Raw genomic sequence first — 20,304 nt, forward strand, 5'->3', positions numbered from 1 at the left:
GAGCTGCAATCGCTTGCTGCTCGACACCGTGCCTCAACGTGGCAGCTTGCGCAAACGTCTTTGGCGTAGGTCGATCCTGCGTGCCGTCACGGGCGATTTGTCCGTGACGGAAGCAAACAGCGTCAGCGCATTACGCCATACCACTGCATTTCGTCTCACGCTCGGAGTAGACATGACGGCAACATCAACGCGTCGGCCGGTCGGCGAGCCGCGCCATTTATCCGCGCCGCGGACATCGCTGTACACGAATCTCGAAGTCTCAGCAAACCGCCATCCGGAGAAGTCCGCGATCGCTTATTACGGCAATTCCGTGAGCTACAGGCGACTGCGGGATGAAGTGGAGGCCATGGCCGGATTCCTGCAGCAGCATTGCGGCATCGCCCGAGGCGACCGCGTTGTCCTGTATATGCAGAACAGTCCGCAGTTCGTCATTGCCTTCTATGCGGCCCTGCGCGCCGATGCGGTAGTCGTGCCGGTCAATCCAATGAACCGGACTTCGGAGCTGCAACACATTCTTGAGGATAGCGGCGCAAGAATCGCCTTTGTCGGCGAAGAGCTCATGGAACATGTGAGGCCGCTCTCAGGCCGCTTCGTGGACCATGTTATTACCGCACGCTATGCCGACTATCTGCGCGACCGGACCGATTTGCCGCTGCCCGACATTCTGACTTCGGTTGAGCCGCGGCTTCATGCCCTAGCTGTCGACGGCCATGCTGCCGTGATCGGCTGGAATGACGCGCTTGCTCGTGCGTGCGTTGCGCGCGACCACGAATCCAGTCCCGACGATCTGGCGGTTGTTCCGTACACGTCCGGCACGACCGGGCGTCCAAAAGGATGCATCCATACCCATCGCAGCGTGATGCATTCAACGGTCTCGTGCGGTGAATGGCCGAACCTCCCGAACGAGAGCGTGATGCTCTGCTCCGTGCCGTTGTTCCATGTCACCGGCATGCAGAACTGCATGAACATGCCGATCTACATCGGCGCGACCATGGTGCTCATGACCCGCTGGGACGCGACCTGCGCCGCACATCTGATCGAACGCCACCGGGTGAGCACGTGGGTAACCGTTCCCACCATGCTCATCGACCTGCTGAACCTTGCGGACGTTGGCAAGTTCGATCTGAGTTCCATTACCTATCTGAGCGGGGGCGGCGCCGCGATGCCGCAGGCTGTTGCGCAACAGATTCAGGCGCGCTGGGGCATTCCGTATGTAGAGGGGTATGGCCTCACCGAAACGATGGCGGCAACCCACATCAATCCGCCGCAGCACAGCAAGCAACAGTGCATGGGCGTGCCGATCTTCAGCACATATTCACTCGTTGTCGATCCAGAGACACTGAAACCTCTTGGCGAAGGAGAAACGGGTGAAATTCTCGTGAGCGGGCCTCAGGTGTTCAACGGGTATTGGAATTCTCCGGAAGCCACACGAGATGCCTTCGCTTCGATTGATGGAAAGCAGTATCTGCGGACAGGCGACCTCGGCTATATGGACCACGACGGCTACTTCTTCGTCGTCGACCGGCTGAAACGCATGATCAACGCATCCGGCTACAAAGTATGGCCGGCCGAAGTCGAGTCGATGCTATTCGAGCATCCCGCCGTCCAGGAGGCGTGTGTTATCGCGACTCACGATCCGCGTCGAGGCGAGTCGGTAAAAGCCGTCATCGTGCTTCGGAACGGTGTTCATGCGACGGAAGAAGACATTGTGTCGTGGGCGCGTGAGCACATGGCGTCGTATAAGGTGCCGCGCGTCGTTCAGTTTGCCGACAGTTTGCCCCGTACAGCGAGCGGGAAAATCCAGTGGAGACTGTTGCAAGAAGCTGAAAAGCCGCATCGGAACGATTGATCCGAAGACGGCGGGTCGACGGATCTGCCGTTTGTCGTTACGACAGGTAAGTAGGATCTAAATAGTTCGTAGTACAACATAAACATAAAACTGGAGATTCCCTATGAGAAAGGTTGGGAGATTGTTCGGCAGGTTGGTTCGGAGCAGCAGCTCGCGCACATTGAAAGTGCTCTGTGCGGCCAAAACAGGACTGTTCGTCAGCGCTCTATGCACTGCGACGCTGTACTCCGTCTCAGTGACCGCGCAGTCGTCGGTGACCCTCTATGGACTTGTGGACGCCGGGATTCGCTACACGACGCATGCGAATCCGGCCGGCGATTCCCAGGTTCAACTCGCAGGCGGCGAGAGCGAGAGCCACTTCGGACTTAAGGGCGCGGAGGACATTGGAGGCGGCACGAAGATCCTGTTCCAGATCGAGGATCGTTTTTTTCTGAACTCGGGGGCCACTGACCCAGCCTATCCGTTCTTCAATACCGCTCTTGTCGGCCTGCAATCGGCCAGCTTCGGAAAGTTGACGATGGGGCGTCAGCTCAATCCCCTTTCTGACGCAGTTCTGAGTGCCTTCGTGACTAATCCATGGCTGCCGACCTTCTACCAGTTTCGGCCGGAAGTCATGATGGCTCAGGGCGTATGGACAAGCAACATGGTCAAATACACGGCGCGATGGCAATACCTGACGGCGGAGGTGTCGTATGCGTTTGGTGGCAATGCCGGCGCGTTCGGCGCGGGTAGCCAGATTGGGGCATCGGTCCTTTATTTGCCCGGTGCGCCGCTGCGCCTGGGCGCCGCGTACCTGGACTCACGCGATGCGGTGAACGGCGCCGCACACTTGAAATCCTGGACCGCCGGCGGGTCATATACGTTCGACAGTACGACGTTCATTGCCGGCTGGGCCGTGAACCGGCAGGACGCCGGCTTTGTCGGCAACTTTCCTAACGGCCCATTCAGCTCGCCCGAGTTGACCGCGATTAAATTCAATACATTCAGTTCGCGGCAAATGTTTTTCGGCGGGGTGACGCAGGCAGTAGGCGATGCGACCCATCTTTCCGCCAATGTGTGGCGGACGATCCAGACCGGGAAAAAACAGTCAGCCGATGGAAACGCAACGCAATTCCAGCTGCTTGCGGACCACAACTGGTCCAAACGCACGGATACGTATCTGGAGGTGGACTACTCGCTGTACCGGGGCGGACTGGTTGGAGCCCAGTTCCAGGGAGTCAACGCCCTGAGTTCTGCGTTCGGTACGACCCAACTGGGCGTCATGGCTGGCGTGCGGCATCTATTCTAGGCTGCCGCCCGCACCACACGCGGCTTGAAAGAGCGCTGCCGGGAGCGATCGCTCCCTTTTCAACCTTCGCTTTACGCTGCCGCTTCTTCCGCGACGCTGAGTCACCCCGCGCAGCCGCCCACCAGCGCGCGAGCGCCGCCAGTCTTCGAGTTCCGCCGGCACCCCATCGATCTCCCCCGTTCAGGGGATGGTCCCGCCTATCCGATCGCCCCGATCATGGCATCACTCGGGGACGCCACCGTATGCGCGACGCAACGACGCGCCGGAGCCGGCCCGCTATCCATTCATAGATGCGAGGAGACACAGATGCAGGACACCGTACACAGCGCGGCGCCATCCGCCTATGCTTATCCGTTGCTGATCAAGAACCTGCTGCACACGCCGTTCGCTCAGGCGCCGAATCAGGAAATCGTCTACCGCGATCAGCTGCGGATGACCTACAGCCAGTTGCAGGAACGGATCGCGCGGCTCGCCAACGGTCTCGACGGACTGGGCGTGCGCTACGGCAGCACGGTCGCGGTGATGGACTGGGACAGTCATCGCTATCTGGAGAGCTACTTCGCCGTGCCGATGATGGGCGCCGTGTTGCAGACCGTCAACGTGCGGCTGTCGCCGGCGGAGATCGTCTACACGATCAATCACGCGCGCGCCGAAGTGCTGTTCGTTCACGCCGATTTCCTGCCCGTCGTCGAAGCGATCAAAGATCAACTCGAAACGGTACGCACCTTCGTGCGGATCGAAGAGCCGGACAGCGAGGCGTGCGAGCACACCATTCCGTTCGCGACGGAATACGAAGCGATGCTGGCGGCGAGCGCCACGCACTACGACTTTCCCGACTTCGACGAAAACACCCGTGCCACCACGTTCTATACGACGGGCACGACCGGTCTGCCCAAGGGCGTGTACTTCTCGCATCGTCAACTGGTCCTGCACACCATCACGCTGATGGCGGCGCTCGCAAGCCCGGTGTCGGGGCAGCGCTTTCATCGCGGCGATGTCTATATGCCGCTGACGCCGATGTTCCATGTGCACGCATGGGGCATGCCGTACATCGCGACGGTGCTGGGCGTGAAGCAGGTCTATCCGGGCCGCTATGTGCCCGAGCGACTGGTAAAGCTGATGCGCGACGAGGGCGTCACGTTCTCGCATTGCGTCAGCACGATTCTGCACATGGTGCTGAACTGCCCGGAGTCGAAGTCCTCGGATTTCAGCAAATGGAAAGTCGTGATCGGCGGAAGCGCGCTGCCGCACGGCATCGCCCATGCCGCATTGGAACGCGGCATTGACGTGTTCACCGGCTATGGCATGTCCGAGACCGGCCCTGTCCTGAGTCTCGCGCAGCTTCCGCCGGGGTATGAACAACTCGACACCGAAGAGCAGGTGCGCCTGCGCTGCAAAACTGGCCTGGCGGTTCCGCTCGTCGATCTGCGGATCGTCGACGAATCGATGAAGGACGTCGTTCACGACGGCAGGGCCTATGGCGAGATTGTCGCGCGCGCCCCGTGGCTGACTCAGGGTTACTTCGGCAACCCTGAAGCGTCGGAACAACTTTGGGCGGGCGGCTACCTGCATACGCAGGACATCGCGAACATCGACACGACCGGCAATCTGCAGATCACCGACCGCATCAAGGACGTCATCAAGTCCGGCGGCGAGTGGGTCTCGTCGCTGGAGATCGAAAGCCTGATCTCGCTGCACCCCGGCGTCTCGGAAGTCGCCGTGATCGGCATCAAGGACGAGAAGTGGGGCGAAAGGCCCGTGGCGCTGGTGGTGCTCAAGGCAGACGCCGTCGTCACCGAGGACGACATCAAACAGCACGTTCTCAAATTCAGCCACACCGGGCAGATCTCGAAGTACGCGGTGCCTCAGGTCGTCAAATTCATCGACGCGCTGGAGAAGACGAGCGTCGGCAAGATGAACAAGAAGTGGCTGCGCGAGCAGTTCGCCTAACCGGTCACGAGGAGCAAGCACGATGAGCATCAAGGACTATCGCATCGCGACGATCGACGACTTCGTCGGCCGCGATCTGGGCGTGTCGGACTGGGTCACGGTCGATCAGGCGCGCATCGACGCTTTCGCGCAATGCACGGGCGACAAGCAGTGGATCCACGTGGACGTGGAACGCGCGAAGCGCGAAAGCCCGTTCGGCGGCACGATCGCCCACGGTTATCTGACGCTCTCGCTGCTGGCCGCGCTGGCCATCGAGATCGGTCTGATTCCCGAGGACGCGTCGGCCGGCCTCAACTACGGCCTGGACAAAGTGCGCTTCATGACACCGGTGAAGGCCGGCGCGCGGGTGCGCAACCGCGTGACCCTCGCGGCCGTGGAAGCGAAGGGCGGCGGCCGGATCATCGTGAAGACGATGAACGAACTGCAGATCGAGGGCGAGGACAAGCCGGCCTTGATCGCCGAGTCACTGGCGATGCTCGTCGCATGATCCCTGCCACTGTTGAAAAAACCAAGCGTCGTTCGAGGAGCAGCAAGATGGCGGAGACAACTGACAACGCGTCGCGAAACGATCAGACGGATGATCTCGCGGCATCGGCCGCCGAAGGCATGCTGGGCCCCAACCCGTTTGTCGGGCTGCGCCCGTGCGACATTCTGGCGACCGCGCAGCAGATCGGCACGCAGGCGCTGCGGCAACCCGCGCTGGTCCTCGAGCAGGAAGCGGCACTCGTGCGCGAACTGATCGCCGCGTTGTACGGCGGCGCCCGCGAGGGCGCGGAAGCGTCGCCGAAGGTCGACAGGCGTTTTGCCGACCCTGCCTGGCGCGACAACTCGCTCTACCGCATCACGCTGCAGAGCTACCTGGCATGGCGCGACGCGCTTGGCGGATTTGTCGAGCGCTCCGCGCTGGATCCGAAATCGAAGGAACGCGCGCAGTTCGTGATGTCGCTGTTCACGGAGGCGCTGTCGCCGACGAACACGCTGTTGGGCAATCCTGAAGCGTTGAAGAAGATCGTCGATTCGGGCGGCGCGAGCCTCATGGGCGGCATGAAGAACCTCATGACGGACCTGCTGCAGAACCAGGGCATGCCCGCGCAGGTCGACAAGGCAGCGTTCGAGGTGGGCAAGAATCTCGGCACGACGCCGGGCGCGGTGGTGTTTCGCAACGAGGTGCTCGAACTGATCCAGTATGCGCCGGCGACCGCGCAGGTCTACAGCCGCCCGCAATTGATCGTGCCGCCGCAGATCAACAAGTTTTATGTGTTCGACCTGTCCGAAGGCAAGAGCATCGTGGACTACCTCGTCAAGAGCGAGTTCCAGGTGTTCATGGTGAGCTGGCGTAATCCGACCGCGGCGCAGAGCCACTGGGATCTCGACACGTACGTCGGCGCGCTCCTCGAAGCGATCGCGGCGGTGCGCGACATCACCGGCAGCGACGATGTCAATCTGCACGGCGCGTGCTCCGGTGCAATGACGATCTCCGCGCTGCTCGGCCATCTCGCGGCTCGCGGCGAAACGGCTGTCAACGCCGCGACGCTGATGGTCGCCGTGCTGGACAACAAGGCCGACTCGCAGCTCGGTCTGTTCGCCACGCCCGAAGCCATCGCGGCGGCGAAACAGAACAGCCTGTCGAAGGGTGTGCTCGCCGGCGAGGAGATGGGGCGCGTGTTCGCGTGGATGCGGCCCAACGATCTGGTATGGAACTACTGGGTGAACAACTATCTGCTGGGCAAGACGCCGCCCGCGTTCGACATCCTCTACTGGAACAACGACGCGACCCGGCTGCCGGCGCGGATGCATGGGCAACTGCTCGACATCTTCGTGGGCAATCTGTTCAGCAAGCCGCGCGCGCTGTCGGTGCTGGGCACGCCGATCGACCTGTCCGGCGTCACGTGCGACAAGTACGTGGTGGCGGGCATGACGGATCACATCACGCCGTGGAAAGGCGTGTACAACACCGCGCGGACGTTCGGCGGCGACACGCGGTTCGTGCTGAGTTCGAGCGGGCATATCCAGAGTCTGATCAACCCGCCCGGCAATCCGAAGGCGAAGTACTTCGTCAACGCCGGCTTGCCGGCGAATGCCGACGCATGGCTGGCCGGCGCGCAGGCGGAGAAAGAGTCGTGGTGGGGCAATTGGGCAGGCTGGCTGCGCGAACGCTCCGGCGACCTGCGCGCGGCGCCGGCCGCGCCCGGCAACGAGCGGCACCCGGCGGCCGTCAAGGCGCCGGGCACCTACGTGATGGAAGCGTGAAGCACACCTTTTTGGCCGGCTAACGACTAACGGCCATCCCTTTTCTGATGCAATTTTTTTGGAGAGTTGATCATGGATTCAACCAACGCTAACAGCATTTTCACCGAGTACACGAAGCTCATCAGTCAGTTCAAGCTGCCGGGTATCGACACCGGCGCGCTTCTCGAATCGCGCCGCAAGGACATCGAGGCGCTCGCCGAGGCCAACACCACCGCACTCGCGGGCGTCCAGTCGCTGGCCAACAAGCAGGTGGACATCCTGAAAACGACGCTCACCGAACTGCAATCGCTGGTCGGTCGCTTGAGCGCGTCCGGCGGCCAGCCCACAAAAGCCGGCGAAGTGGTTCAACAGGCACTGCACAAGGCGCTGATCGACATGCAGGAACTCGCCGACACCGCGTACCGCGCGCAGTCGGACAGCGTTGCGGTGGTCACGAAGCGCGTCGCCGAGCACGTCGAAGAGTTGAAGACGCTGCTGCAACCCAAGAAGTAAGGCGGCCTCGCGATGCGGCACGCCGAACTCCCGATGTCGAACTTTATAAGAGGGCCGTTCGGATGATCGATATGCAATCCACTCCCGCGTCTGTCGCCGGCATGCAAATCCAGATGGTCGAAGTCAACGGCCAGGTGTTGCGTGTCGCGACGCGGCAGGGCAGCGACGCGTCGCCGCCGCTGCTCATTTTCAATGGCATCGGCGCCAACCTCGAATTGGTGGAGCCGTTCGTCGCTGCGCTCGAGGACGTGAGCGTCATCATTTTCGACGTTCCCGGCGTGGGCGGCTCGCCCGCGCCCGTCGTGCCGTATCGCTTCTCGACACTGTCCGTGCTGAGCGAGCGGCTGCTATCGCGGCTCGGCTACGACGGGCCCGTCGACGTGCTCGGCGTTTCGTGGGGCGGCGCGCTTGCGCAGCAGTTCGCGCGTCTCTATCCGGCGCGTTGCCGTCGGCTGATTCTCGCGGCGACCTCGCCGGGCGTCATCATGGTGCCGGCGAAACTGTCGGTGCTGTCGAAGCTGATCGGACCGCGCCGCTATACCGATCCGGCCTATCTTCAGGAAGTGGGCGCGGAAATCTACGGCGGTGCGTACCGGCGGGATCCGTCGTTGCTGCGGAACCACGCGCGGCACATTCAGGCGCCCCGCGGCCGCGGCTACCTCTACCAGTTGCTGGCCGCAGCGGGCTGGACCAGCTTGCCCTGGCTCGGCGCATTGCGCCAGACGACGCTCGTGATGCACGGCAACGACGATCCCATCGTCCCGCTGACCAACGCGAAGATTCTCGCCGCCCGCATCCCGCACGCGACGCTCTATGTGATCGACGACGGCCACCTGTTCCTCATCACGCGCGCCAAGGACGTCGCTCCCGTGATACGCCGGTTTCTGCGGCAGGAGGCGGGTTGAGTGCCGTCGCGAATGACGACGAAGGTGCGCGGCCTGCCACGGCCGTTGCGCCCGAGTACCTGAAAGCGCTGCGCCTGAAGCGGATGCGGCGAACCGCGACGGGTTTGCTCGCGGTGCTGATCGCGCTGCTGCTCCTGTCCGTCGTGTGGCAGGGCGAGTATCCGTGGCTGGCATGGCTGCGCGCGTTTGCGGAAGCGGGCACGGTCGGCGCGATCGCGGACTGGTATGCCGTCGTCGCGTTGTTCCGGCGTCCGTTCGGTCTGCCGGTTCCGCATACGGCCATCATTCCGCAGAACCAGCAGCGGATCGCCGAGAGTCTCGGCAACTTCGTCGAAGAGAATTTCCTGACGCCCGAGCTCATCATCGGCAGGCTGAGCGGCCACAACGCCGCGCGGGCGCTGGCGCAGTGGCTCGCCGTGCCGGACAACAGCCGGGCGATCGCCGATGTCGTCGCGGATTCGCTGCCGGGATTGCTGAACGGGATAGACGAAGCGGACGTCGAGCGCTTTTTCGAACGTCTGGTGATACCGCAATTGCGTGCGCTCGATGTGTCCCGTGCGGCCGGCAGCGTGCTGAAAGTGCTGACGGAAGGCGGCCGGCATCAGCCGCTGCTGGACCACGGGTTAGAGGCGCTGGAGAAGTGGCTGACGGCCAACGTGGACATGATCAAGGCCAGATTCAGCGCGGCCTCGCGATACACGCCCGTGCCGCTCGACGCGTATATCGTCAGAAAATTCGTCGAAGGCATCATCGCGCTGCTTCATGACGTGGCGGCAGATCCCGATCACGAGCTTCGTCATCAGTTCGACGACGCGGTGCAGGACCTGATCGTTCAGTTGCAGACCTCGGTGGTGCATCGCCGCGTCGGCAAATCATTGCTGCGCGACTGCATTCGCTACTTCAGGAATGGGGACTCGTATCGCGTGCTGCTCGACTACGTGTGCACCCGCGTGAGCGCCGATCTCGCGCACGAGCATTCGGCGCTGCGCGGCGCGCTGGCGGGCATGCTGGTGTCGCTCGCGAGAGGCGTGGGCAGCGAGCCCGCGATTCAGCACAAGCTGAACGCCTGGTGGCTCGCGCTGGCTCACGAACTGGTCGTGCGTTATCGGCGCGAACTGTCGGCGCTGATCACCGAGGTCGTGAAAAGCTGGAACGCGGATGAAGTGAGCGGGAAGATCGAAGCGGAAATCGGCCGCGATCTGCAATACATCCGGATCAACGGCACGTTCGTGGGCGGCACGGTCGGCGTGCTGCTCCATGCGGTCGCACTCGTGGTCGCGCGGTGAAACGCAAGGGCCACGAGTTCGTCAGATGCGTGAACAGCCTGCTAGCCCTGCTTCACGAGTCCCAGCGCCTGCGCGCGCGCGACGGCTTGTGCGCGCTTGTCGACCGAGAGCTTCATGAAGATGCTCTTCACATGAGACTTGACGGTTTCCGGTGCGATGCCGAGGGTGCGCGCGATTTCCTTGTTCGACTGCCCGTCGGCGATCAGGTCGACGATGTTGCGCTCGCGTGCGCTGAGCGATTCCCGTTCGGAGTCCCGCGTGGGTTTGCTGCCGGGCTGGTACAGCGCCCGCCAGCCGTCGAGCAGGCGATCCACGTAGCACAGCAGCGCCTTCGTCTGCACGGTCGCGCGCGTGTCGTCGCGCACGGCCTGCAGCAGCGCGCCGATTTCCGGAAACAGGTCGATGATCGACTGGTAGATGCCCGCGGCCGCGGCCTCCTTCAGCACGTCGCGAAAGATCTCGACGGCGCGGTCGCGTTCGTCGGCACCCAGACAGATCAGAGCGAGCACGCTTCGTAGACGTAGCGCGAGATAGTTCTCGTGCCGTGCGTCGACGACCGCCAACGCGGTGGTCACGATTTCAATGCCGTCTTGCGCCCGCTTCTGGGCCATCGCGAGATAGGCCGCCGCGAGCGAGCGGTAGGTGCCGATCTCCGGCGAGACGGCATGCGATCCAGCGGAGCCGGGCGCGGCGAGATGTTCCAGTTGTGCGACACATCCCGCGGCTTCCGTCATTCGGCCTTCCAGCAGGTAGAGCCGCGTGCGCTCGACGAGGCCGCCCGCGATCAGCCGGTGCCAGTGGCGCGCATGGCCGAGCGCCTCGCCCTGGTTGAGCAGCGCGTAGGCCTGCACGGTATTGGAACGCGCGGCCGCGATCCGGATGAGCATCCGGTAGGCGATCAGTGCGCTGTCGAGCAGGACCGCCAGATCGATCACCGGCATGAGATCGACGAGCAATGCTTCGGCTTCGTCGAGCCGGCCCTGCTCGTAGCGGATTTGCGCGATCATCGGTGCGCACAGCGCGGCGGCGACGGATTGCGGACCGGAGTGACGCTCGGCCAACTGCATCGCCTCGGTGAAATACCGCTCGGCCAAGCCGAAGTGCATCTGCTGCATCTCCGCATGGCCGAGCAGGCACAGCCGGTAGGTCGAAGCGAAGACGTTGCGCTGGTCCTCTTCGATCGAATAGGGGATCCACGGCGTCGCATAGAGCGCTTCGAGATTGCCCGCCTTCCAGTGCGCGAAACGCACGACGTTGGAGGCGACATTGGTGCTCCAGATATCGGTGGACGGCCGGTCGAGGCACGGCTGCGCGATCGCGAGCGCCGCCTGCGGATCGTCCTGAAGCGCGACCACGACCGAGCGGATCACCCGGCATTCCCAACGGATGCTGTCGGGGTCGGCACTCGCGTGCGCCTCGCGCTCGATCGCATCCAGCATGGCGAGCGCATCGTTCGATCGAATCGCGAGCGCCATGCCCCAGGCGATCGCCAGCGTGACCTCGACCTGGCTTCGCATCAGGTGCGCCGGAAAACGCCGTTGCCAGCCGAGCAGTGTCAGCAGGTCGCCTTTCTTGACGAGCGCCATCGCACAGTTGCCGATCAGGTTGATCGCATCGTCCGTGTCGCCTGCGGCGATCGCGTGCCTGACCGCGTCTGTCCAGAGTTCCTGCGACGCGTACCACCGGCACGCGCGGCGATGCAGATCCGCCAGTTCGTCGCCCGACTGCGCGCCCAGCCGTTGGCGCAGATACTCGCCCAGCAGGGGGTGATAGCGGAACCAGTGCCCTTCGAGATCCATCGGCTCCAGCAGCAACTGGCGCGCGGCGATTGCTTCCAGCATGCTCTGGCTGGCCTTGACGCCGGTTACCGCCTGGCAGAGCGGGGCAGTCAACCGGTCGAGTATCGCCGTGCGCAGCATGAAGGCGACCATGTCGTCGGGCAAGCGCGTGAGCATATCTTCGAGGTAGGCGGCGAACGGCCGTGAAGCGCCGGACGGCGCACTCGACTCCCAACCCGGCCTGGGTTCTTCGCGCGACAGCACCGACGCTGAAATGCGCAACGCCGCCGCCCAGCCCTCCGTGGTCGCGTGCAGCGACTTCACGCCGGACGTGCCTAGCCTGCCGGGGCATTCGCGTTCGACAAAGCACCGCGTCTCGTCGAAATTGAAACGCAGTGTTGAGGCGTCGACTTCCAGCAGTTCGTTTTGCGCTCTCAGCCTGGCGAGCGGCAGCGCGGAGTCCACACGGGTGCAAACAATCACGTGCACGTGCGACGGCGCGTTCGCGATGAAGAACGACATCGCGTCGTGAATCGCCGGAAGGTTGATCAGATGGTAATCGTCGAGGAACAGACACACCTCGTCTTCGACTTCGACGAGGTCGTTGATCAGCGTCGAGACGATGGCCTGCGCCGGAATCAGAGAGGTGGCCGCCGTCAGGCCGATCGCTGACGCGCCGACATTGTTGCAGGCATGCTGCAACGCCTGCGCGAGATGGTGGAGGAAGCGCGCGGGTTCGTCGTCCTCGTCACCGAGCGACAGCCACGCGACGCGCGCGCCGCGTGCGCGGAGCCGGTTGAGCCACGTAATCGCGAGCGAGGTCTTGCCGAAGCCGGCCGGCGCTTTGATCACGGTGAGCCGTTTGTTCTCCGCCTGAACCGCCAGATCGAACAGGCGCGGACGATCGATCAACCCGGGCGACAGGCGCGGCGGAAGAACCTTCGTAGCGAGCAGGAGGGGCAGCTTCTCGGAGAGCATCGGTTCCTCGGTCAGACGCATGAACTGCTTCGGGCATTTGGGTTCTCCCTGGGTGCCCTCCCCCGTCCATGCGATCGCGCTCCCCTGTACGGGGGATATTGCGCAGCGCTTCGCGGGTACACCATGGTTTCCATAGAGGACATCGAAGTGCAACCGGACCACCTCGCAGCGCGCCGATTGGTTATGGCGTGACGGGTCAGTCGAGCACACCCGGGACCGGTACGTCACCGAGGAAATGATACGCCCAACCACCTCCAAGGAGGAGACATGTCGACCGAATCGAACCACGTTGCAACGCACAAACTCGGCCCGTTAGGGGCTGAGCCCGAGCTGTCCGAGATGGGCCAGATGGTCCAGCAGACCGTGCATCGTTACGCGGAAGAGGTCATGCGCCCCGTCGGCGTCAAGCTCGATCGCATGACACCGGAGGAGGCTATCGCGCCAGGGTCGCCTTACTGGGACGCTCGCAAAAAGTTTGTCGAGCTGGGGTTCGGCGTCGACGGACTCTTTGAGCTCGAGCCCGCCGAACGGGCCAAAACCATGTGCATCCTGTTCGAGGAACTCGGCTGGGGTGATTCCGGACTCGCCGTTTCGTACGGTGCCGGGTTGCTCCCGGCGCTGATGAGCACGCTGACAGGCAACGCGTTTTGCCGGGCGCTGGCACCGGATTCGAAACTCGGCTGCTGGGCCATCACGGAACCCGATCATGGCTCCGACATGCTGGACGCAAGCGGCATGATCCTGCACCCGCAGGGAACCTACGGCCGGCCCAACTGCATTGCCACGCTGCGCGGCGACGACGTGATCATCAATGGGCAGAAGTCGGCATGGGTGTCGAACGGCATTGTCGCGGATGTCTGCATTCTCTACTGCGCGGCGGACAGCGGCGCGGGTGTGGAGACGAAGCGCGGGGCCGTGATCGTCGTGCCGATGGACGCCCCAGGCGTGTCGCGTGGCAAGCCGCTCGACAAGATCGGACAGCGCGCCCTCAACCAGGGCGAAATCTTCTTTGAAAACGTCAAGCTTTCCAGAGATCACATCCTCGCCGGCCCGGATCAATACCTCGACGCCGTCTACGCCGTTCACACGCTTGCCAACGCGATCATGGGCACCGTGTTCACCGGCGCGGCACGCGCTGCCTTCGAACATGCTCTCGCCTATGCGCATGAACGCAAGCAGGGCGGCTTGCCGATCATCCGTCATCAGTCGGTGGCGTCGCGGTTGTTCCATATGTTCAGGAAGGTGGAAGCGGCCCGTGCCCTGGCTCACCGTGTCGTGCACTACAACTTCACGTCGCCGCACCCGTCGCTGCACGCAGCGATGACCGCCAAGATCACGGCGACCCAGACTGCCTTCGAAGTCGCCAACGACGCACTCCAGATCTTTTGCGGCAACGGACTCACGCGCGAGTATCCGATCGAAAAAATCTGGCGTGATGCGCGGGCATCGCTGATCGAGGACGGCTGCAACGAAGTCCTCGCGATCAAGGGCGGCTACTACCTGATTGACCCCGAGCTGTTTTGAATCTCGCGCCCGGCGCAAAGCACAGCGATAGCAACTTCAAGGAGACGGCGACATGGCAACGACATACGAAGTGGTGCTCTACGGAGCGAGTGGTTACACAGGCAAGCTCACGGCGTGGAAGCTCGCCGAACGCGGGATTCCTTTCATTGCCGCGGGGCGCAACAAGGAGCGGCTGCAAGAGGAGATGTCCAAGGTGCCGGAACTTGCCGGACATGACTATCAGTGCGTCGCCGTCGAACACGAAACAAACGCGCTGACGGAACTCTTTAGAGGCAAGAAGGCGGTCATCAACATCGTCGGGCCGTTCATGCAGCTCGGCCGCCCGGTGGTCGAGGCCAGTCTTGCGGCGGGTTGCCACTATGTCGACACGACGGGCGAAACCGACTGGATGTCCATGTTGAAGCGCACGTACGGCGAGGCGTTTGCCGCAAAAGATCTGGCGCTGTGTCCCGGCAATTCGTACATGTGGACCGAAGGCAATCTGGCGGCCGAGATCGCGCTGGAAACCCCGGGCATCGACACGCTCGATGTGATCTACCTCGGCGATTCGGAAGTCAGCGTCGCATCGACGATGTCGTTTCTGCGGATGTGCACGCAGCCGCAGTTCTTCCTGCGGAATAAAGAGCTCGTGCAATGGCCATGGGCGACGCCGTATCAGGTTCATGTGCCCGGTGAACATGTGCTGCTGAACGCGCTGCCGTGGGGCGGCGGCGGTGAACCGATCTGGTACGAGGGCGATCCGCGTGTGCGCAATTGTCAGACGCTGGTGTCGTTCAGAAACCAGGAGCGTTTCAATGCAGTCGTCGGCTTGCTGAAAAAGTTCGAGGAGGAATGCCGGCACCTCGATCCAGCCAAACAGGAAGAAGTCACCAACGAATGGGGCAAGGCCGTCACGCAAACCGAGCCCGCCCGCGAGAATCCCGACGTCAACCGTTGCACGCTGTCCTGTCAGGGACGAGGCAACGTAAATTCCGTCAGCGTGATTCTTCGCGGCAATTCACCCTACGCGCAAACCGGCGTGCTGGGCGCGGAAGCAGTGCGCCGGTTTTTGCGAGGGCAGTTGCATGCGGTCGGCTTCGTTTCGCCGGCGCAGGCGTTTGGCGCGCGCAATCTCCTCGCGGCACAGGCCGAAGAAGGCTACCTGCATTACGAAGTAAAGAGCGTTTGAACAGGTGTGGATCGGAACGCGCCGCGTTGCATCGTCGCGCAGCCAATGAGCGAGGGAGAAGTGAACATGAGCAAGGAAGTGTACGTCGTGGGCATCGGGATGACGCCCTTTGGCAAACATCTGGACACCAGCGTGAAACAGATGACGTGCAAGGCCGTGGAGGACGCGCTCGCCGATGCCGGTTGCGACAAAGGGCAACTGCAGGGCGCGTTTTTCGGCAACTCGACGCAGGGACACATGGACGGCCAGCACATGATTCGCGGCGAGCTTGCCTTGCGCGCGATGGGCGTGCACGGCTTGCCCGTGATCAACGTCGAGAACGCCTGCGCGAGCGCCAGTACTGCGTTTCATCTGGCGGTGAACTACGTGAAGGCGGGCGCTGCGGACATCGTGCTCGCCGTGGGCGCGGAAAAGATGTTTTCAACGGACAAGGCGCGCACGTTCAGCGCGTTCGACGGTGCATGGGACGTGCACGATACCGAGAACGGCAGGCGCAGGCTGCTCGAGATGGGAAAAGGGATTGAGCCGCCCGAAGGAAGCGTATCGGAGAAGCCCTATAGCGTGTTCATGGATATCTACGCGTCGATGGGGCGCATGCACATGCGCGAATTCGGCACGACTCAACGGCAGATTGCCGCGGTGTCCGCCAAGAACCACGGGCACTCGGTACACAATCCGCTCGCCCAGTACCGGCAGGCCTACTCCGTGGAAGAAGTACTCAACGCGCCGCCGATCACCTATCCGCTGACGCTGCCGATGTGCTCGCCGATCAGCGACGGTGCGGCTGCGGCGATCGTGTGCAGCGAGGCCGGTCTTGAACGGCTCAAAGGTGGACGCACACGGGCCATTCGCGTGCTGGCTTCCGTGCTTCAGACCGGTAGCGACCGGCCGGCCGCTGCGCTCGACCAGCATCTGGTCCGGCTTGGCTCCACCAAGGCCTATGAACAGGCTGGCGTGGCGCCGCGGGACGTTTCGGTAGCCGAAGTACACGACGCGACTGCGATCGGCGAAATCATCCAGTCTGAAGTACTCGGGCTGTGCGAGCCGGGTCTGGGCGGCGTGGCGGCGGAGCGCGGAGACACCACGATTGGCGGGCGAATTCCGATCAATCCATCCGGCGGCCTGGAATCAAAAGGGCATCCAATCGGCGCGACAGGATTGGGCCAGATCTATGAACTCGTTACCCAGCTACGCGGTGAGGCGGGACAGCGCCAGGTCGAGGGCGCGCGTATCGCACTGGCCGAGAACGGCGGTGGTTTGTGCGGCGTGGAAGAAGCCGTGGCCAGTATCACGATTCTGGGACGTTAGCGTTGCGACCGTGACGGCCGGCAGAGATCCGGCACGCACACGATATCGAACATCATCAGGAGACACCGTGCCATGACCACCCGACCCGACACCATCCTGGCCGCGCTGATCGCCAATCGCGTCGATACGATGCCGGATCGTGACGTACTCACGATCGAAGGGGCCGGTGCGCGGCCCGACGAGGTGCGTACCTACCGGCAGCTCTGGGAAAACGGCCAGCGTCTCGCTCAGGTTCTGATCGATCGCGGCCTGCGTCCCGGAGAGCACTTCGCATTGCTGATGGCTAACCATGCCGAGTTCATCGAAGCCATGGTGGCGGCGTCGATCTCGGGCACGGTATTCGTGCCGGTCGATCCGCGCACCAAAGGCGACAAGCTCGCCTACATGCTCGACCACGCACAGTGCAGAGGCATCATCGCCGCTGACTACGCGCTTGGCAATCTCGCCGCCGTGCGGGGAGCACTTCCGCAACTGTCGTGGGTGATCGGGCTCGAAACGAACGAAGGCGCGAGGCCGCTCTCCGACTTTCCCGATGTGCTGCCGTACCACGCGTCACGGCCGGAGCAGGTGCCCGACTTGCCCATTCTGACGCGTGACCCCGACAGTCCGATGCAACTGATCTTCACGTCCGGCACGACCGGCGATCCGAAGGGCATCGTCATGACGCATCTGCGCTACTGCGCAACCTCGTCAGCCGTGCCCGCGATGTTCGGTTACGCCGCTGACGAGCGTCCCTATTCAGGACTGTCGCTGACCCACGCCAACGCTCAGGTCATTACGCTGGGTGCGTCGCTCGCCACCGGAATGCGGGCCGTGCTGTCGCGCCGCTTCACGAAGTCGCGGTTGTGGGACATCACACGTAAGTATCGGTGCACCACTTTCACGCTGCTCGGCGGAATGACGACGGCGATCTACAGCGAACCGGCCACGCCAGGCGACTCGGACAACCCGGTGCGCTTCGTGGTTTCCGCGGGCATGCCCGCGGCGATCTGGACCGACTTCGAGCAGCGCTTTAACGTGCGGATCGTCGAGTTCTACGGCGCGGCGGAGGGCGGGCTCACGGTCAAGCACGTCGGGGTCGGGCCGGTCGGCAGTATTGGCAAGCCGGTGCCCACGCTCAAGCACCGCATCATCGGCGACGACGGCCGCGACTGCGCACGAGGCGTGCCCGGGGAATTGCTCTTCAGGCCGGCGGACGGATCGCCGTTCAAGGTCGAATACTTCGGTAATCCGGACGCGTCGGCGAAAAAAAGCAAGGACGGCTGGTTGCACATGGGCGACGTCGTGCGTGAAGACGAGAACGGCTGGCTCTTCTTCGAATACCGCCAAGGCGGCGGGATTCGCCACAACGGTGAATTCATCAATCCCGCGCCGATCGAGAAGGTGATTGCCGAGTCGGGCGTAATCGAGGACGTCTATGTCTATGGCGTAGCGGCGTCATCCGGTGCGCCAGGCGAGAAGGATGTGGTCGCGGCCGTCGTGCCGAAACGGGCGGCGGACTTCGACCCGCAGCAGGTGTTCCGCCTCTGCCGCGCGAAGCTCGAAGCGAGCTCGGTGATCGCCTTCCTGCAGGTCGTGCCCGAGATTCCCAAGACTGCATCGGAAAAGCCACTGGAGCGCCATCTCGTCGAAATGTTCGGGCAGCGGCGCGACAGCGTTTTCACCGAGATCCCATGACGGTTCCCGCCAGGGAGTCGAATACCGCGCACGCGTAGTCGAGATCGAATCGGCGGACCGTGCCCCATGCACCTGAATCGACCGGCTCGTGGCCGGACGGGCGGAGCGTTTTTGTCAAAACGGAGTAGTCAATGAAAGTACTTGTTCCCGTCAAGCGCGTCGTCGACGCCAATGTGAGGGTTCGTGTGAAGGCCGACGGCAGCGCCGTCGACATCGCCAACGTGAAGCTGTCGATGAACCCGTTCGACGAGATCGCCGTGGAAGAGGCCGTGCGTCTGAAAGAGGCCGGTGCGGCCACGGAGGTGGTCGTGGTGTCCTGTGGCGTGCAGGCGTGCCAGGAAACGCTGCGCACGGCGATGGCGATCGGCGCTGACCGCGCCATCCTGGTCGAGACCGAGGCTGAACTGCAGCCGCTCGCCGTCGCCAAGTTGCTGAAGGCGCTGGTCGATAAGGAGCAGCCGCAACTGGTGATGCTCGGCAAACAGGCCATCGACGACGACGCCAATCAGGTTGGCCAGATGCTAGCTGCGCTGCTTGGCTTGCCGCAGGCGACGTTCGCATCGAAGGTGGTAGTGGAAGCCGGGAAGGCGACGGTGACGCGCGAAATCGACGGCGGCCTGGAAACGATCGAGGTCGACCTGCCGGCTGTGATCACCGCCGATCTCCGGCTCAACACGCCGCGTTACGCAACGCTGCCCAACATCATGAAGGCGAAGAAAAAGCCGCTCGATGTCGTGACGCCCGATGCGCTTGGTGTCGACGTCGCGCCGAGGCTGACGACGCTCAAGCTGGCGGAGCCTACGAAACGCGAGGCGGGCATCCGCGTCGCCGACGCCGCCGAGCTGGTGGAAAAGCTGAAGAACGTTGCGCGCGTCATCTAGAGACAAGAGGAGACCAACATGTCCGTACTCGTTATTGCAGAACACGACAATCAAACGCTCAAGGCAGCGACCCTGAGCGCCATTACCGCTGCCGCCTGCCTAGGCGACGAAATTCATGTGCTCGTGGCCGGATCGCAATGCGCAAGCGTCGCGGAGCAGGCGGCCAGCATCGCAGGCGTGGCCCGCGTGCGCGTGGCCGACGCCGCGCACTATGAGCACGCGTTGGCGGAGAACCTGGCGGCGCTCGTCGTCGGGCTCGCTGCCGATTACAGCCATCTATTCGCGCCCGCCACCACGTCCGCGAAGAACGTGATGCCGCGCGTGGCAGCGCTGCTCGATGTCGCGCAGGTCTCGGAGATCGTGGCGGTGGAATCGGCGGATACGTTCGTGCGTCCCATCTACGCGGGGAACGTGCTCGCCACGGTGCGAAGCGCGGATCGCATCAAGGTCTTGACGGTTCGCACCACGGCCTTCGCCGCGGCGCCGGCCGAAGGGGGCGCCGCGGTGATCGAATCGCTCGCGCCGGCCGCGGAGGTTTCGACTTCCCGCTTCGTAAGCCAGCAACTGACCCGTTCCGAGCGTCCTGAACTCACCGCCGCGCAGCGCGTCATCTCGGGCGGCCGCGGCATGGGTTCCAGCGAGAGCTTCGCGCTCCTCGACGAGATAGCCGACCGGCTCGGCGCGGCGGTCGGCGCATCCCGCGCCGCGGTGGATGCCGGTTTCGTTCCCAATGATTATCAGGTGGGCCAGACCGGCAAGGTCATCGCTCCGCAGCTCTATATCGCGGTGGGCATATCGGGTGCGATCCAGCATCTGGCCGGGATGAAGGACTCGAAGGTGATCGTGGCGATCAACAAGGACGAAGAAGCACCCATCTTCCAGATTGCGGACTACGGCCTCGTCGGCGACCTCTTCAAGGTGTTGCCGGAGTTGTCGCAAGAGCTGGACAAGTTGCAACAGAACTGATTTC

Annotated in this window: 15 protein-coding genes; 14 read left to right on the plus strand and 1 reads right to left on the minus strand. The window is 63.2% G+C overall.

From position 1 onward, the window contains the following. Window positions 1-13: 13 nt before the first annotated feature. The 8 genes from HF916_RS14155 to HF916_RS14190 all read left to right on the plus strand — a co-directional run bounded on the left by HF916_RS14155 (window position 14) and on the right by HF916_RS14190 (window position 10,020). Window positions 14-1,849 carry a long-chain fatty acid--CoA ligase gene (locus tag HF916_RS14155; protein ID WP_346777728.1) on the plus strand — a complete coding sequence of 612 codons (1,836 nt, stop codon included), beginning with the start codon at window positions 14-16 and terminating at the stop codon, window positions 1,847-1,849. 103 nt (window positions 1,850-1,952) lie between these two features. Further along, on the plus strand, window positions 1,953-3,137 hold the full coding sequence (locus HF916_RS14160; protein ID WP_168789565.1) for a porin: 1,185 nt from the start codon (window positions 1,953-1,955) through the stop codon (window positions 3,135-3,137). A 306-nt stretch (window positions 3,138-3,443) separates the two neighbouring features. Next, on the plus strand, window positions 3,444-5,087 hold the full coding sequence (locus tag HF916_RS14165; RefSeq protein ID WP_168789566.1) for a fatty acid--CoA ligase: 1,644 nt from the start codon (window positions 3,444-3,446) through the stop codon (window positions 5,085-5,087). A gap of 22 nt (window positions 5,088-5,109) precedes the next feature. Further along, a complete protein-coding gene (locus HF916_RS14170; RefSeq protein WP_168789567.1) occupies window positions 5,110-5,574 on the plus strand; it encodes a MaoC family dehydratase in 465 nt (154 codons plus the stop codon). 47 nt (window positions 5,575-5,621) lie between these two features. Further along, window positions 5,622-7,337, plus strand: a complete 1,716-nt coding sequence (locus HF916_RS14175; RefSeq protein WP_168789568.1) for an alpha/beta fold hydrolase — start codon at window positions 5,622-5,624, stop codon at window positions 7,335-7,337. A gap of 72 nt (window positions 7,338-7,409) precedes the next feature. Next, on the plus strand, window positions 7,410-7,829 hold the full coding sequence (locus HF916_RS14180) for a phasin family protein (RefSeq protein WP_168789569.1): 420 nt from the start codon (window positions 7,410-7,412) through the stop codon (window positions 7,827-7,829). Window positions 7,830-7,900: 71 nt separating this feature from the next. Beyond that, window positions 7,901-8,734 (plus strand): poly(3-hydroxyalkanoate) depolymerase, encoded by an 834-nt coding sequence (phaZ, locus tag HF916_RS14185; RefSeq protein WP_168789570.1) that lies wholly within the window; start codon window positions 7,901-7,903, stop codon window positions 8,732-8,734. Next, window positions 8,731-10,020 carry a DUF445 domain-containing protein gene (locus tag HF916_RS14190; RefSeq protein ID WP_240975542.1) on the plus strand — a complete coding sequence of 430 codons (1,290 nt, stop codon included), beginning with the start codon at window positions 8,731-8,733 and terminating at the stop codon, window positions 10,018-10,020. The genes phaZ and HF916_RS14190 overlap by 4 nt, the downstream gene beginning before the upstream one ends. 41 nt (window positions 10,021-10,061) lie before the next feature. Here HF916_RS14190 and HF916_RS14195 read toward each other — a convergent pair whose 3' ends face one another. After that, a complete protein-coding gene (locus HF916_RS14195) occupies window positions 10,062-12,797 on the minus strand; it encodes a LuxR C-terminal-related transcriptional regulator (RefSeq protein WP_168789571.1) in 2,736 nt (911 codons plus the stop codon). 246 nt (window positions 12,798-13,043) lie between these two features. Here HF916_RS14195 and HF916_RS14200 point away from each other — a divergent pair, with 246 nt between their 5' ends. The 6 genes from HF916_RS14200 (at window position 13,044) to HF916_RS14225 (ending at window position 20,300) form a co-directional block, all read left to right on the plus strand. After that, window positions 13,044-14,300: an acyl-CoA dehydrogenase family protein gene (locus HF916_RS14200; protein ID WP_168789572.1), complete on the plus strand. Its 1,257-nt coding sequence runs from the start codon at window positions 13,044-13,046 to the stop codon at window positions 14,298-14,300. Between the two features lie 52 nt (window positions 14,301-14,352). Beyond that, complete coding sequence (locus tag HF916_RS14205) at window positions 14,353-15,468, plus strand: saccharopine dehydrogenase family protein (RefSeq protein ID WP_168789573.1); 1,116 nt, start codon at window positions 14,353-14,355, stop codon at window positions 15,466-15,468. Window positions 15,469-15,534: 66 nt separating this feature from the next. Continuing rightward, complete coding sequence (locus tag HF916_RS14210) at window positions 15,535-16,776, plus strand: thiolase family protein (RefSeq protein ID WP_168789574.1); 1,242 nt, start codon at window positions 15,535-15,537, stop codon at window positions 16,774-16,776. A 72-nt stretch (window positions 16,777-16,848) separates the two neighbouring features. Beyond that, on the plus strand, window positions 16,849-18,453 hold the full coding sequence (locus HF916_RS14215) for an AMP-binding protein (protein ID WP_168789575.1): 1,605 nt from the start codon (window positions 16,849-16,851) through the stop codon (window positions 18,451-18,453). A 131-nt stretch (window positions 18,454-18,584) separates the two neighbouring features. Then, on the plus strand, window positions 18,585-19,334 hold the full coding sequence (locus tag HF916_RS14220) for an electron transfer flavoprotein subunit beta/FixA family protein (RefSeq protein ID WP_168789576.1): 750 nt from the start codon (window positions 18,585-18,587) through the stop codon (window positions 19,332-19,334). Window positions 19,335-19,352: 18 nt separating this feature from the next. After that, window positions 19,353-20,300: an electron transfer flavoprotein subunit alpha/FixB family protein gene (locus HF916_RS14225; protein ID WP_168789577.1), complete on the plus strand. Its 948-nt coding sequence runs from the start codon at window positions 19,353-19,355 to the stop codon at window positions 20,298-20,300. The last annotated feature ends 4 nt before the right edge of the window (window positions 20,301-20,304 follow it).

The organism is Paraburkholderia aromaticivorans (assembly GCF_012689525.1).
Taxonomy (GTDB): Bacteria; Pseudomonadota; Gammaproteobacteria; order Burkholderiales; family Burkholderiaceae; genus Paraburkholderia; species Paraburkholderia aromaticivorans_A.